Raw genomic sequence first — 12,778 nt, forward strand, 5'->3', positions numbered from 1 at the left:
TCCCGCACCGAATCCTCTGGAGCCCCCTCGATGACCAAGCGTCTGCCTGCCCTCGCCGTCCTCAGCGCCCTCGCGCTCGCCCTCGCCGGCTGCGGCACCACTCAAGTGGCGGCGTCCACCGACACCGACGCCGGGACAGTGACCTCGGCCAGCGCCGGCTGCGCCGACGACAGCACGACTTCGTCGACCGACCCGGTGGAGCTCACCGACGCGTTCGGCCGCACGGTCTCGCTCGACGAGCCGGCCCAGAAGGTCGCCGTGCTGGAGTGGCAGCAGATCGAAGACGTGCTCTCGCTGTGCCTCACGCCGGTGGCGGTGGCGGATGCCGACGGCTATCGCACGTGGGACACGGCCGAGGTCCTGCCCGACAGCGTGGAGAGCGTGGGAACCCGCCAGGAGCCGAACCTCGACGCCCTGTTCGCTACGGAGCCCGACCTCGTGATCGTCGAGGCGTACACGCGCGACGACGCGATCATCGCGCAGCTCGAGGAGTACGGCGTTCCGGTGCTGGCCACGATCGGCGCGAACGCCGAGGACCCGATCGCGCAGATGCTCGACACCTTCGACCTCATCGCGGAGGCGACCGGCCGCACCGAGCGGGCCGAGGTCGTGAAGGACGAGTTCGAGCAGCACCTCGCCGACGCGAAGGCCGAGGTCGCGGATGCCCAGCCGGAGGTCACCGACTTCGTCTACTTCGACGGCTGGGTCGACGGCGGCAACGTGTCGCTGCGCCCGTTCGGCCAGGGTTCGCTCGTCGGCGAGATCGGCGAGGAGCTCGGACTGACCAACGCGTGGACCGGTGAGGTCGACCCGGCCTACGGCCTCGGCCAGACCGACATCGAGGGCATGACGACCATCGGAGACGCCAGCCTGTTCTACACCGGCACCGTCGACCCCGACTCCGAGAGCTTCGTGGACGCGGCGGCCGAGAACCCGGCGTGGGCGTCGATCCCCGCGGTGCAGGACGGTCGGCTCGCGGCCTTCCCCGGCGGCATCTGGACCTTCGGCGGACCCCGCTCGGCGCAGCAGATCGTCGACGCGTACGTCGCAGCGATCACCCAGTGAGCTCGCGGTCGTCGAGCGAGCAGGCGGCGCCTGACTCGCTGAGCGAGGTGGCCGCCGGCCGCGACCTCGCGGGTCTTGCGCAGGCGGGCGGCAAGCCCGCGCGCGGCGCTCGCTCGACGACCGGTGCCGCTCTCGGCGTGCTGGCCGCACTGCTCGTGCTCCTCGTGCTCGCTGCCGGCTGGCATCTGACGCAGGGCACGAGCGGCGCGGTGTTCGCGGACCCCGACGTGTTCTGGGGTTCCCGCGTCCCTCGGCTCGCCGCCGGCGTCGCCGTCGGAATCGCACTGGGCTGCGCGGGCCTGCTGATGCAGTCGCTGTCGCGCAACGCCCTCGCCTCTCCCGACACCCTCGGCGTGACCGCCGGGTCGTACCTCGCGGTCACCGCGGTGGCGGCGTTCGGGATCGCCGTGCCGATCTGGGCCTCCGGCTTCGTCGCGTTCGCGGGCGGCATGATCGCCGCGGCCCTGGTGCTCGGCCTCGCCGGGGGGGCGGGCACCTCCACGACGCGGCTCGTGCTCGCAGGGTCGGCGCTCGCATTGGCCTTCCAGGCCGGCACGTCCGCGCTGCTCGTCCTGTTCTCCGAGGAGACGAAGGGACTGCTCGCCTGGGGCAGCGGCAGCCTGTCGCAGCTGGGCCTCGAGAGCTTCCTCCGCGCCACGCCGGTGGTCGTCGGAGCGCTGGTCGTCGCCCTCGTGCTCGCCCGCCGCTTCGATGTGCTCGCTCTCGGCGACGACACCGCGTCGTCGCTGGGTGTGCCGATCCGCTCGACGCGGGTGTACGGCATCCTGCTGTCCGTCCTTCTCACCGCCACGGCCGTCACACTCGCCGGCCCCATCGGCTTCGTCGGGCTCTGCGCGCCGGTGCTCGCCCGGCTGCTCGCCCGCGTCGTGCCGGCGCTGGGCCGCCACCTCCTGCTGATCCCGCTGTCGGGCCTCATCGGCGCGATCGTCGTGATCCTCGCCGACGCGCTGCTGCGCGCCCTCATCGGTCCGGAGGGCGCGATCGCGGTCCCCACCGGGGTGGCGACGACCGTGTTCGGCGCGATCGTGCTGGTCGTGATGGCTCGCCGGCTGCGAGACTCGGGCCCGACCCGCCGTCCGCCGACAATGCGCATCGGCGTGCGCAGCGAGCGGCGGTTCGTGATCGTGCTCGTCGTCGGGCTGGTCGCCCTCGGCGCCGTCGTGCTCGTCGGCATGCTGGTGGGCAGCACGCAGCTGCTGACCGGCGACATCCTCTTGTGGCTGCAGGATGCCGCACCCGCCCGCATCGCCTTCGCCCTGGACGAGCGTGCCCCGCGCGTCATCGCGGCGGTGACCGCCGGCGCGGCCCTCGGTCTGGCGGGCACCCTCACCCAGGCAGTGAGCCGCAATCCGCTGGCCGACCCCAGCCTGCTCGGCATCACCGGCGGCGCAGGTCTCGGCGCCGTGCTGGTCGTGACCAGCGCCACCGCGTCCACGTTCGGGATGCTGGTGGCCGCGGTCGCCGGCGGACTGCTGGCCTTCGCGCTGGTGTACGGCGTGGCCTGGCGCGGCGGCCTGAGCGCCGACCGGTTCATCCTCATCGGCATCGGCGTCTCGTACGGGGCCGTCGCCCTCACGACCTTCGTGCTCCTGCGGGCGAACCCGTGGGACACGCCCAAGATCTACACGTGGCTGTCGGGCACGACCTACGGCCGCATCTGGGAGCAGGTCATCCCGCTCGCGATCGTGCTGCTCGTCGTGCTTCCCTTCGCGTTCGCGCACCGACGCGACCTCGACATCCTCGCGATGGACGAGGACACGCCGCGTCTGGTGGGCATCCGCCTCGAGCGCACTCGTCTCGCCCTGCTGGTCTCGGCCGCCGTGCTCGCCGCACTCAGCGTCGTCGCCGTGGGTGTCGTCGGGTTCGTCGGGCTGGTCGCGCCGCACGCCGCCCGAGCCCTCGTCGGTGCGCGCCACAGCCGTGTCATCCCCGTCGCCGTCGTGCTCGGCGCGGTGCTCGTCGGCACGGCGGATGCGCTGGGGCGCACGGTGATCGCCCCCGCTCAGCTGCCGGCCGGTCTCGTCGTCGCGCTCATCGGTGCGCCGTACTTCGTCTGGCTGCTCTGGCGGTCGCGCGACGCCTGAGTCGCGCCGCGCGCGCGTGCGCCGACTCTTCGAGACCCGCCGCGCGGGGCCTGTGTGTGCCGCCGACGCTCTCTCGCCGCCGCCGTCTTCGACACCCCGGGTGCCCGCTCGCTGTTCGGGTGTCACGACACGCGGCGACCTCGTGATCGAAGCAACCACTCGCGACCCCCGAACGCGCAGCGACGCAGCGTTCGCTCAGCCTTGCTGCGGTGCCGGGTCCGGCGCGGCCGCTGCGATGCGCCGACGTTCGTAGCGCAGGGTGGCGGTGAGCAGGACCGCGCCCACGACGACCCCCGCCAGCACGGCGGCGATGCGCGGCAGCGACAGCGTCATCGCGAGTGTCAGGCTGACGATCGCGCCGCCGAGCACCGCGTTGACGGCGCCGATCGTGGTCGCCATCGTGAAGAGGTAGGACGACCTCAGGTACCGCACTCCGAGCTCGCCGTTGGTCCGCGGATCGTCCGCGGCGATCAGCGCAGGCCCCATCGGATGCAGCGACGCGAAGTACTCGCGGATCAGCCGCATCCGGCGCCGGGCGATGATGTTCTCGATGCTGGTGTCGACCAGCCGAACCACCGTGAACCACCCGAGCAGGAAGATCGTCGGCAGCACGGTGAGCGTGAAGAGCGGCAGCAGGGATGGGGATGCCGCGACGAAGCCGATCGCGACCAATCCGCCCTACAGGGTCGTCAGGTAGATGGTCGACCGCGTGCCGGCCTCGCTGATCGTCGAGCTGGCTGCCGACTGCAGCACGAACAACTCGGTGCCGAGCGCGCTGCGCAGCGCCGTGGGGTCGGACTGTTCGTCCACTGATCCTCCTTCGAATAGGTGGGGAGTTCCGGGGCTCGCGGCTCGCGGCTCGCGGCCAAGCGAATGCGTGTGGAGCGACGGCGTCAGCGCACCTGGTCGGTCGGCCGGATCAGGATCCCGTTCACGGCGACGTGATCCGGCTGCCGCAGGGCGTAGAGGACGGCCTCGGCGATGTCATCGGCCCGCAGAGTGCGCATCGACGCCCCGATCTCGCTGGCAGCGGCGCGCATCGCGGGGTCGGTGATGTGGGTCGTCAGCTCGGTCGAGACGAACCCCGGCTCGATCAGCGTCACCCGGACGCCTTGGGCGGTGACCTCCTGCCGCAGTGACTCCGTGAAGGCGCTGATGCCGAACTTGGTCGCGGAGTAGACGCCGCTGCCGAGGGACGCGATCCGCCCCGAGGTCGAGGACACCTGCACGAGGTGTCCTCTGGACTCGACGAGGTGCGGAAGCGCAGCGTGCGTCGCGAACATCGAGCCGAGTAGGTTCGTCTCGACCATCCGCTTCCATTCCCGGACGTCGGCGCCGAGGATGGGGCCGTTGAGCATCAGGCCGGCGTTGTTGATGAGCACGTCGAGCCGGCCGTACTCCTCCAGGACGCGCGTGACAGCCCCGTCGACCGAAGCCGCATCGGTGATATCCAGGTGAAGAGCCGTCACGGGGCCGGGCGCGTCGTCGCTCAGCAGATCGAGACGGTCCAGGCGCCGAGCACCGACCGCGACTCGCAATCCGGCACGCGACAACGACAGTGCCGTCGCTCGACCGATCCCCGAAGAGGCGCCCGTGACGAGGGCGACCTTGTTCTCGAGGTCATTCGGGGTCATGTCCATCGACTTCTGCTCCTTCTGCGACCGGCGGGCGCCGAACGTGTGGCCGCCCAGAAGATCTGACAGCGCAGCGGTCGGGATTGTGACGCAGCTCGCTGAGGGGGACGGATTTCGCTCGGCTCGTCACAACCCGGGGGACCGCGCGGTCCTTCTCTACAACCGCGATTTCGCGGTGACACCGGAAGACCAGCACGACAACTCACGGAAGGCTGCGACATGACCGAACACACTCTTCAACCGGAAGCGCGAGCATTCGCTGACGCGGCCGCCGCGCCGCCCACGCTGGTGGAACGCGGGGTCGACGGCGCGCGCAAGCTGCTGGACGACGTGCAAGCCGCGCCGATCGATCTGCCCGCCGTCGACGACGAGTGGGTCACCGTTCCCGCCGCCGTCGGTGACGTCCGCGTCCGCATCGTGAAGCCGGTCGGAGCGACGGCGCCGCTGCCGGTGATCCTCTACGTGCACGGCGGGGGATGGGTGCTGGGCAACGCCGGCACGCACGATCGACTCGTGCGCGACCTCGCCACCGGGGCCGACGCCGCGGTCGTCTTCGTCGAGTACACGAGATCGCCCGAGGCGCGGCATCCGGTCGCCATCGAGCAGGCGTACGCGACCGCCCGCTGGGTCACCGAGAAGGGCGAGGAGAGGGGGCTGGACGCCTCACGGCTGGCCGTGGCGGGCGATTCCGTCGGCGGCAACATGGCCGCGGTGCTCGCGATCCTCGCGAAGAAGCGCGGTGATGTCTCGTTCATCCATCAGTCGCTCTATTACCCGGTGACGGACGCGCGCATGGACACGCCGAGCTATCGCGAGTTCGCGGAGGGCTTCCACCTCCGAGCCGACGCGATGGCCTGGTTCTGGGACAACTACGTGCCCGATCTGCACAAGCGGTCGGATGTCACGGCGTCGCCGCTGCAGGCGCCGGTCGACGAGCTGAAGGGGCTGCCCGAGACCTTCCTCGTCGTCGACGAGAACGACGTGCTGCGCGACGAGGGCGAGGCCTACGGTCGCAAGCTCATCGAGGCGGGAGTGCCGACGACGCTCGTGCGCTACGACGCCACCATCCACGACTTCATGATGCTCAACCCGCTCCGCCCGTCGGCCGCGTCGACTGCCGCGATCGAGCAGGCGATCCACATCCTCCGCAAGGCCCTCCGCAACCGCTGACCCCATCCGAGAAAGAGAGAGAACCATGAACACTCAAAAGCCCACCATCGTCCTGGTCCACGGTGCCTTCGCCGAATCGGCATCCTGGAACGGCGTGATCGCGCTGCTGCAGGCGCGCGGTGTCACCGCCGTCGCGGCGGCGAATCCGCTGCGCAGCCTCGCCGGCGACGCCGCGTACGTCCGTGACGTCATCGCGTCGATCGACGGTCCGGTCGTGCTCGTCGGCCACTCCTACGCCGGTCTGGTCATCACCGAGGCCGCCGCGCAGAACGCCGCCGTCGTCGGCCTGGTCTACGTCGCCGCATTCGTTCCGGAAACGGGCGACAGCGCATTCGCGCTCTCCGCCAGTGAGCCCGGATCGACGCTCGGCGCTGCCCTCAACGCGTATCCGGTCGCCTCCGGCGGCAATGAGTTCGCGATCCGCGCCGAGGCGTTCCACCAGCAGTTCGCCGCGGACATCCCCGAGGAGACGGCGGCGCTGATGGCGGCGACGCAGCGACCGGCCACCGAGGCCGCGCTGACCGACGGCCTGCCCACCACGACGCCCGCCTGGAAGGACATCCCGTCGTGGCACGTGTTCGGTGACCAGGACCGGAACATCCCTGTCGCCGTTCACCGGGCCGGCGCGAAGCGCGCGGGCTCACGTCAGACCTGGGAGGTCGCCGGCGCCTCGCACGCGGTCGGCGTCTCGCGTCCGGAGATCGTCGTCGAGGCGATCGCCGCCGCCGGCAAGGCGTACCTCGCGTCCTCACAGGCGGAAGCCGCCGCCTGACCCGAACGTGGTGTCCCGGTCGCGGTCCGGCGACCGGGACACCACCCGAACCCTGGAGGTTCCATGCTCGAGCCGAACTGGCCCCTGCGTCGCGTGCGCGCGGGAGTGCTCGATGTCGGTTATCACGACCTCGGCGGGCCGAACGACGAACCGGTGGTGCTGCTGCACGGGTTCCCCTATGACGTCCGCAGCTTCTCGGAGGTGGCGCCGCTGCTGGTGGAAGCCGGGTTCCGGGTGATCGTGCCTTACCTCCGCGGTCACGGGCCCACGCGCTTCTCACACGAAGACGCACCTCGAAGCGGGCAGCAGGCGGCGCTCGGTGCCGATCTCATCGCCCTCCTCGACGCCCTGGACCTGCACGAGCCGATCCTCGCGGGTTACGACTGGGGCGGCCGAGCCGCCTGCGTGGTGGCTGCGCTCCAGCCCGACCGGGTCGGAGGGCTGGTCTCGGTCAACGGCTATCTGATCCAGGATGTCGCGGCCGCCGGCATGCCCGGCGACGCGGAGCGCGAGGCCGGGTTCTGGTACTTCTGGTACTTCGCGACCGAACGCGGCAGGGCGGGCCTGACGGCCAACCGCCGAGACATCGCGCGCGTCATCTGGCGCCGCAACTCGCCGGCGTGGCGCTTCGACGAGGACCGGCTGGCCGCGACCGCGGAGTCGTTCGACAACCCCGACTACGTCGACGTCGTCATCCACTCCTATCGGCACCGGCTCGGCCTCGCGCCCGGATTCGACGAGTACGCCGACATCGAGGAACGACTGGCTGCGCTGCCTGCGATCTCGGTGCCGACCGTCACCCTCGACGGCGCAGCCGACGGCAACTTCCCAGCCACGGACGGCCGGCTGGAAGCGCGTCACTTCATCGGCTGGCGAGAGCATCGCATCGTGCCGGATGCCGGACACCACCTTCCGGCGGAAGCGCCGAGGGCGTTCGCCGATGCCATCCTCGCCGTCGCCGAGACGCCGGGCGACGGTGCCGGCACGCCGTGATCACTCGACGCCTGATTCATGAAGGGCATCCTCGCGTTCGAGTCGACTTCGCACCCGCAGCCGGGCGGCGTGGGCTCAGGATGCGAGCGAAAGGACCGCTGACGCGACCGCTCTGGGCGCTGAGTGCTGTGCCACGTGGTGATGCTCCGGGATCTGCACCAGCTCGGCGCGCGGAGCGTCATCGCGAAGGCGCCGGCACCACTCCAGCCCCGCGATCGGGTCGGCGCCGCCCCGGATGATGAGGAGCGGCACCGTGAGCTGCGGCACGCGTTCCTCCAGCCGGTAGGCGAGCATGTGCCGTAGCTGAGTGAGGTACCAGGGGATGCCGCAGCGAAGGTAGTCGGTGAGGACGATCGTGTTCACCGTCGGTGGCTCGAGGAGCGTGTCGATCGAAAGCGCCCGGGTCTGCCGGAGGATCGTCCGGTGGCGATCGTCTGCCACGGGGCCCATCACGACGACCGACGTCAGCAGCTCCGGTCGCTGCAGCGCCGTCTCGACGACCCACTGCGAACCCATCGAATGGCCGAACAGCACGACCGGGCCGAGTGACAGCTGCTCGAGAACGCGTCCGATCGCCTCGCCCATGGTCGGCACGTCGACGTCGGTGCCGGGTTTGGGGAGCCCGCCGAAGCCGGGGAGGTCGACCGAGATCACGGTGCGGTGGGCGGCGGCGAGTTCGTCGTGCAGTCGTGAGAGGTAGCGGTGCGACACTCCGATACCGTGCACCAGCACGATCGCGGGCTCCGCCGTGGTGGGGGAGACCGACGAGAGCACCCGGAAGGCGAGACCGCCGATGTCGACGCGCTGGGTCGTGATCTTCGCCGCGCCCCTTCGCCTTGTCGCGGGCAGGTCGTCCTCCGTGAGCACCATGTGGTCATGCTACGAAGCGGCGGGTGGGGGCGGGCGCATGTTGACAAGGCGGGCGGCGTCGTGTGATTCCTCCGTCAGGAGGGGAGAGCGGATGCCGTAGCCGCCGTCGATCGCGAGGTCGTTCTGGTTGTTCCGACCGGTGGGGCCGAGTTTGTTATGCCTAGCTGTGGTCGGCCTCAGTTGAGGAGGCGGCGGGTGATCGCTCCGCTGTTCGCTTGGAGCCACGCGAACTTGCGCTCGAATCGTGCGCGGGCGGGTGCATCCCACATGGCAACGAATGCGGGCGACCCGCTTGCGGCCTGATCCGCGACGAAGCGCCGCGACGCCTCCTCCGCCTCCAGCAGCACGCCGGCCAGGATGCGGCGATCGGCACGTCCCAGTCCGTACGCGTCGACGAACGTCCGCAGCCTCTCGATGGGATCCTCGACGCCGCGCTCTACCGCCGCGGGGAGCGTCGGGTCCGTCATCGGCACCCAGTACCGCGCGGTCATGGCGACATCCCACACGCGTCGCCCCGGTGCCGCGAAGTCGAAGTCGATCAGCGCGGCTGCCGCTCCGTCACGGAAGACGACGTTCTCGATGCAGACGTCGTTGTGGCAGATCACTGAGCCGCCGGCGGGATCAGCGAATGCGGTCGACCAGGCGGCGTCGGATGGCGGCTGCCACCCGACAGTCGCGTCGTGGAACCTGCGCAGCAGGGTCGCGACGGTGACGAGTGAATCGCGCGTGCTGACCCACGGCGCATAGGGGGAGAGGCCGACCTCGCCCTCCACGTAAGTCAGGATTTCGGTCTGATCCTCGACGCGGAGTGGGTGGGGAACCTCGACATCAGAACGCGACCGGACATGCTTCAGAAGCGCGTGCAGCGTCGCCGCGTTCGCAGGGAGGGGACGGCGAACCGTCTGCCCCTCCCGCAGCACGCGGCCGTCATTCACGGCGCCTCCGCCGAGGGGTTCAGTGTCCTGCGACATCGCCCGATCGCGCATCGTCCCATTCTTGACGACATCTGCCGCCGGTTCGGGTCTGTCGTCGCCGTCCTGGGCCGAGGGGACGTTGTGATCCGTCGACCGGATCACCACGCGGCTCCCGTCACACGGCGAATGTCGACCGGCGATGACGTCTTGTCAATGAGCATTCGGCCGGGGTCCTCGGTGGTGCGCTGATTCTGGATGAAGAAGGCATGATGCCCCTGGAGGGACTCGAACACGACTGAGCATAATGCTCAATCCGGCCCAAACCGGCAAGAACAGCGGAATTACGCGAATGTTGAGGAGGCTGGGCGGCGTCGCGCAACCCTGCGAAACGTGCTGCGGCAAATGGTTTGCGGGCAAAACGAGGGCAAGAATCGTTGAAAAATCAGCGTTCTGGAGCGGTCCGAGACGCGGGCTGTTCAGCGCCCAGATTCGCTCTTGCGGCAACGAGAAGCAAATGAGCACATTGCTAAGCAAGGAGCGACTTCGCGAGCTTGCGCTGTGCAATGTGCTCAAGTGAGGCATTGCTGGCCTCGCCCCGGAATGGACCCACGACGGCTCGCGTCCTGCCCGGGCGACCCTGCGCCTGAGTTGCTGGTCAGCCCAAGGGAAAGGTGTGCTTGTCGAGCCACAGTTCGACGTCGTGTAGAGGTGGCGGATTCGCGCCGGCGATGAGCCGGATATAGCGGTCGGCGTCCTCGGCGCCGGCGCGCAGGTCGTAGCCGTTGATGTCATAGAAGGCCACCGTGACGAACCAGCTCAACCGCTTGTTTCCGGTTCGATGTACTCCGTCACTGGGACAGCCGGTCGAGCAGCTCAGCGTCTCGGTCGCGGACCCGATCGAACGCACGGCGCACCCGCTCGCGTCGGATCGTGCGAGCGTCCAACTCGAGCACGGCCATCTCAATCACGCTGCTCTTGCTCTGTCCCAACAGAGTGGCGAGCTCGGTGAGCTTCGATTCCGCCTCTGGCGAGAGGCGCACAGTCCGGGCCATGGCGGTTCCTTCCATTGTGGTGTCACGAAGATACCGCCGTCGGACGGCAGTCGGCAGGCGAAGGAAGGGCTTGGTTCGTAGCAGGCGCTACTTGAGCGCGAGACGCGCGATCAGGCGAACGGCGTCCGTCGGTGGGACGTCTCGCCGACGGCGGCCCGAGCGCCAGAGACCGAGCACCTCGAGTACGTCGAGTACCGGCTCGGTCAGCGCGGAGAACCAGCGATGGTCGAGTTCTTGACCCTGTGCGTCGACATATCCGAGTTCGTTGACGAGTTCGAGTACCTGGTCTTCCGCATCACGTCGTGTCGTGATGCTCTCGTCGGCGAGACCGATGACGAATGCCGTGCTGGCAACGCGCTGACCTTCCGTCATCCGCTGACGCAGGAGCATCCGCGCAATCTGTCCGGCCAGCGTCGCGGGCCGCCCGATCGTCGGGCACGCCCGACCCACCACTTCGAGACGACCTTTGAGCTTGCGGACCAGACGCAGTCGTTCGGCCGACGCGCGCAGATCGCGCATGGGGTAGGTGAGGTCTTCGCGGTTCCCTTCGCCGATCCAATCGTCGCGCCAGCCGAGCGCCGTCATCCCTTCCAGCACAACGGCGGGCGGCATCCACCCTGCCTTGGTCAACGTCAGCCCGTCGACGCCGATGCGGTCGATCAGCCAGGCGTACGGCTTTACGGCCTCGGCGACATCCTCGTCGCGCAGTGGCTCGGGGGTAAGCGCTCCTCCCCGCCGAAGGTGCCGGCGCAGGTTCGACCGTAGCGGCACGGACAGACCCGACGCGAACTGCGCGATAGGCGAGTCGTGCGTCACACCTGTGGCGGCATCCACCAGTCCTGAGAGGTCGGATGCCGCCGGGCCGAAGAGTGCGGCAAGCTCACCGCGCGCGCCAACCAAATCGGCATCCTCGAGGTCGTCTGTGGCCCACGGTCCGACTGCCGTAGCGACCCATGCCTTCGTCGATCCATACTCGGGATGCGAGTCGTCGGCGAGGATTATGGCAATCTCCTCGTAGCCGGTTCGGCCGCCGGAGTCCTCGAACGGCGCACGCCGTTCGCCCGAGATCAGTTGCGCAAGCGGCTCGTGAGGTCTCGCGACATCGCGATCGATCAGATCGATGCGGTGCAACCAGTTGTCGCCTTGGTCGTAGATGTACCACAGCGGCCCGTCGTGCTGCATTGCCTCACCGATGGTCGTTTCGGCCTCATCCTCTTCGCCCTCGAGTTCGACCTCTGTCAGCGACCAGGCATCAACCCACGCCCGAGGCTGCCGCCCGATGCGCGGGATCCCGTTGGTCCGGACCCACGGATCTTCCTCGGAGAAGCGGTGCAGGTGCGAGTCGAACCAGTTGAACGCCACTTGCAACACCACGTGCAGCTGGGCGAGCGACAAGCTGTCATCGACGTCGATCGTGCGCCAGATCTCCGGTTCCAAGCCCACGATCGAGACGCGTAGGCGAAGAATGCGGCGGGTGGGGTGGGTGGACACCCAACAACGCTACTGGGGGCGCCGCTTTGGAGTCATCGGCCGATCGATGGGCCTCCGGGCTGAGATGGCCCAGAGTGGGGTGCCGCAGGGTCGTATGGCTGGCCCGGGTTGTATGGGTCGACCGCCGGTGCCCGCCGCGGCTCCTGGATCCGGACCTCGGGAGCCAGACCCGAGTCGCGCGCGCGACTCATGAGACGCGTCGCGGTGCTCTGGCTGATCTGCAAGGTGTCGGCGACGAGCTTGAGCGGCGGATAGCTGATTGCTGTCGCGACGCGATAGACGGAGATCGCGGCGTGGAGGGTCTCCAAGGGCTCGCGCTCGTCACGCGCCCGCACGCGACTAAGAAACTCGCGCACTGGAATGCGATCGCGTTCGCCGCCGTCCTCTGCGCCGACGTCAACTGTGACGACGTCAAGAGCTGACCTCGTCATGATCCAGTGGGTCCGCACCTCGCGAAGTACCTGACTCGTGATGTCGACGCCTTCCGCTTCGCGCTCGAGCGCAGCGAAGACGACGGCGGTGCGTCCGAGCGTGCTATCCCACTCCACGCGGACGGTGATCGTGCCGGGTACGTCCTGCTCACCCGACACGCGCGCGCGCCAGGACTTCGGAAGTGTCACGCCACTCCCGAGATCAATGCGTTCGTCGCTGAACTCATACGCCTCGACGTCTGCCATGAGGCCCACTATTCCACGTCGCCGAAGATTCGCGA

The 12,778-nt window shown here is 69.2% G+C and carries 14 protein-coding genes; 5 read left to right on the top strand and 9 right to left on the bottom strand.

Annotated features, from left to right (window positions below):
* The first annotated feature begins 30 nt into the window (after nucleotides 1-30).
* Together IM767_RS10010 and IM767_RS10015 are read left to right on the top strand one after the other, a co-directional pair.
* Nucleotides 31-1,065: an iron-siderophore ABC transporter substrate-binding protein gene (locus IM767_RS10010; protein WP_109210218.1), complete on the top strand. Its 1,035-nt coding sequence runs from the start codon at nucleotides 31-33 to the stop codon at nucleotides 1,063-1,065.
* Nucleotides 1,062-3,170 carry an iron ABC transporter permease gene (locus IM767_RS10015; protein WP_275426018.1) on the top strand — a complete coding sequence of 703 codons (2,109 nt, stop codon included), beginning with the start codon at nucleotides 1,062-1,064 and terminating at the stop codon, nucleotides 3,168-3,170. The genes IM767_RS10010 and IM767_RS10015 overlap by 4 nt, the downstream gene beginning before the upstream one ends.
* Before the next feature lie 195 nt (nucleotides 3,171-3,365).
* Here IM767_RS10015 and IM767_RS10020 read toward each other — a convergent pair whose 3' ends face one another.
* The 3 genes from IM767_RS10020 to IM767_RS10025 form a co-directional block, all read right to left on the bottom strand.
* A complete protein-coding gene (locus IM767_RS10020) occupies nucleotides 3,366-3,842 on the bottom strand; it encodes a hypothetical protein (protein ID WP_109210219.1) in 477 nt (158 codons plus the stop codon).
* 6 nt (nucleotides 3,843-3,848) lie between these two features.
* Nucleotides 3,849-3,980: a hypothetical protein gene (locus IM767_RS21005; RefSeq protein WP_275426019.1), complete on the bottom strand. Its 132-nt coding sequence runs from the start codon at nucleotides 3,978-3,980 to the stop codon at nucleotides 3,849-3,851.
* Between the two features lie 83 nt (nucleotides 3,981-4,063).
* On the bottom strand, nucleotides 4,064-4,804 hold the full coding sequence (locus IM767_RS10025; protein WP_109210372.1) for an SDR family NAD(P)-dependent oxidoreductase: 741 nt from the start codon (nucleotides 4,802-4,804) through the stop codon (nucleotides 4,064-4,066).
* 219 nt (nucleotides 4,805-5,023) lie between these two features.
* Between IM767_RS10025 and IM767_RS10030 the strand changes: the two genes are divergently transcribed.
* From IM767_RS10030 to IM767_RS10040, 3 genes are all read left to right on the top strand, one after another.
* Nucleotides 5,024-5,974 (top strand): alpha/beta hydrolase, encoded by a 951-nt coding sequence (locus tag IM767_RS10030; RefSeq protein ID WP_109210220.1) that lies wholly within the window; start codon nucleotides 5,024-5,026, stop codon nucleotides 5,972-5,974.
* A gap of 25 nt (nucleotides 5,975-5,999) precedes the next feature.
* Nucleotides 6,000-6,746 (top strand): alpha/beta fold hydrolase, encoded by a 747-nt coding sequence (locus IM767_RS10035; RefSeq protein ID WP_109210221.1) that lies wholly within the window; start codon nucleotides 6,000-6,002, stop codon nucleotides 6,744-6,746.
* Between the two features lie 63 nt (nucleotides 6,747-6,809).
* Nucleotides 6,810-7,739, top strand: a complete 930-nt coding sequence (locus IM767_RS10040) for an alpha/beta fold hydrolase (protein ID WP_109210222.1) — start codon at nucleotides 6,810-6,812, stop codon at nucleotides 7,737-7,739.
* Between the two features lie 75 nt (nucleotides 7,740-7,814).
* Here the strand turns inward: IM767_RS10040 and IM767_RS10045 are convergent, their stop codons facing one another.
* From IM767_RS10045 to IM767_RS10070, 6 genes are all read right to left on the bottom strand, one after another.
* Nucleotides 7,815-8,609, bottom strand: a complete 795-nt coding sequence (locus tag IM767_RS10045) for an alpha/beta fold hydrolase (protein ID WP_109210223.1) — start codon at nucleotides 8,607-8,609, stop codon at nucleotides 7,815-7,817.
* A 176-nt stretch (nucleotides 8,610-8,785) separates the two neighbouring features.
* The gene (locus IM767_RS10050) at nucleotides 8,786-9,382 is read right to left on the bottom strand and encodes a phosphotransferase (protein WP_162564264.1); all 597 of its coding nucleotides are present in this window, start codon (nucleotides 9,380-9,382) and stop codon (nucleotides 8,786-8,788) included.
* A 796-nt stretch (nucleotides 9,383-10,178) separates the two neighbouring features.
* Nucleotides 10,179-10,343: a hypothetical protein gene (locus IM767_RS10055; RefSeq protein WP_194398854.1), complete on the bottom strand. Its 165-nt coding sequence runs from the start codon at nucleotides 10,341-10,343 to the stop codon at nucleotides 10,179-10,181.
* A gap of 28 nt (nucleotides 10,344-10,371) precedes the next feature.
* The gene (locus IM767_RS10060; RefSeq protein ID WP_109210225.1) at nucleotides 10,372-10,575 is read right to left on the bottom strand and encodes a hypothetical protein; all 204 of its coding nucleotides are present in this window, start codon (nucleotides 10,573-10,575) and stop codon (nucleotides 10,372-10,374) included.
* Between the two features lie 87 nt (nucleotides 10,576-10,662).
* Complete coding sequence (locus IM767_RS10065; RefSeq protein ID WP_109210226.1) at nucleotides 10,663-12,066, bottom strand: plasmid pRiA4b ORF-3 family protein; 1,404 nt, start codon at nucleotides 12,064-12,066, stop codon at nucleotides 10,663-10,665.
* A 32-nt stretch (nucleotides 12,067-12,098) separates the two neighbouring features.
* Entirely contained in the window at nucleotides 12,099-12,743 is a 645-nt protein-coding gene (locus IM767_RS10070) for a hypothetical protein (RefSeq protein ID WP_198425831.1), read from the bottom strand.
* Between the last annotated feature and the right edge of the window lie 35 nt (nucleotides 12,744-12,778).

It is taken from the genome of Microbacterium ureisolvens (assembly GCF_015278315.1).
GTDB lineage: Bacteria > Actinomycetota > Actinomycetes > Actinomycetales > Microbacteriaceae > Microbacterium > Microbacterium ureisolvens.

Coding starts and splice junctions, on each gene's coding strand:
- IM767_RS10010 (WP_109210218.1), top strand. CDS start 31: ATGACCAAGCGTCTGCCTGCCCTCGCCGTCCTCAGCGCCCTCGCGCTC.
- IM767_RS10025 (WP_109210372.1), bottom strand. CDS start 4,804: ATGACCCCGAATGACCTCGAGAACAAGGTCGCCCTCGTCACGGGCGCC.
- IM767_RS10030 (WP_109210220.1), top strand. CDS start 5,024: ATGACCGAACACACTCTTCAACCGGAAGCGCGAGCATTCGCTGACGCG.
- IM767_RS10035 (WP_109210221.1), top strand. CDS start 6,000: ATGAACACTCAAAAGCCCACCATCGTCCTGGTCCACGGTGCCTTCGCC.
- IM767_RS10040 (WP_109210222.1), top strand. CDS start 6,810: ATGCTCGAGCCGAACTGGCCCCTGCGTCGCGTGCGCGCGGGAGTGCTC.
- IM767_RS10045 (WP_109210223.1), bottom strand. CDS start 8,609: ATGGTGCTCACGGAGGACGACCTGCCCGCGACAAGGCGAAGGGGCGCG.
- IM767_RS10060 (WP_109210225.1), bottom strand. CDS start 10,575: ATGGCCCGGACTGTGCGCCTCTCGCCAGAGGCGGAATCGAAGCTCACC.
- IM767_RS10070 (WP_198425831.1), bottom strand. CDS start 12,743: ATGGCAGACGTCGAGGCGTATGAGTTCAGCGACGAACGCATTGATCTC.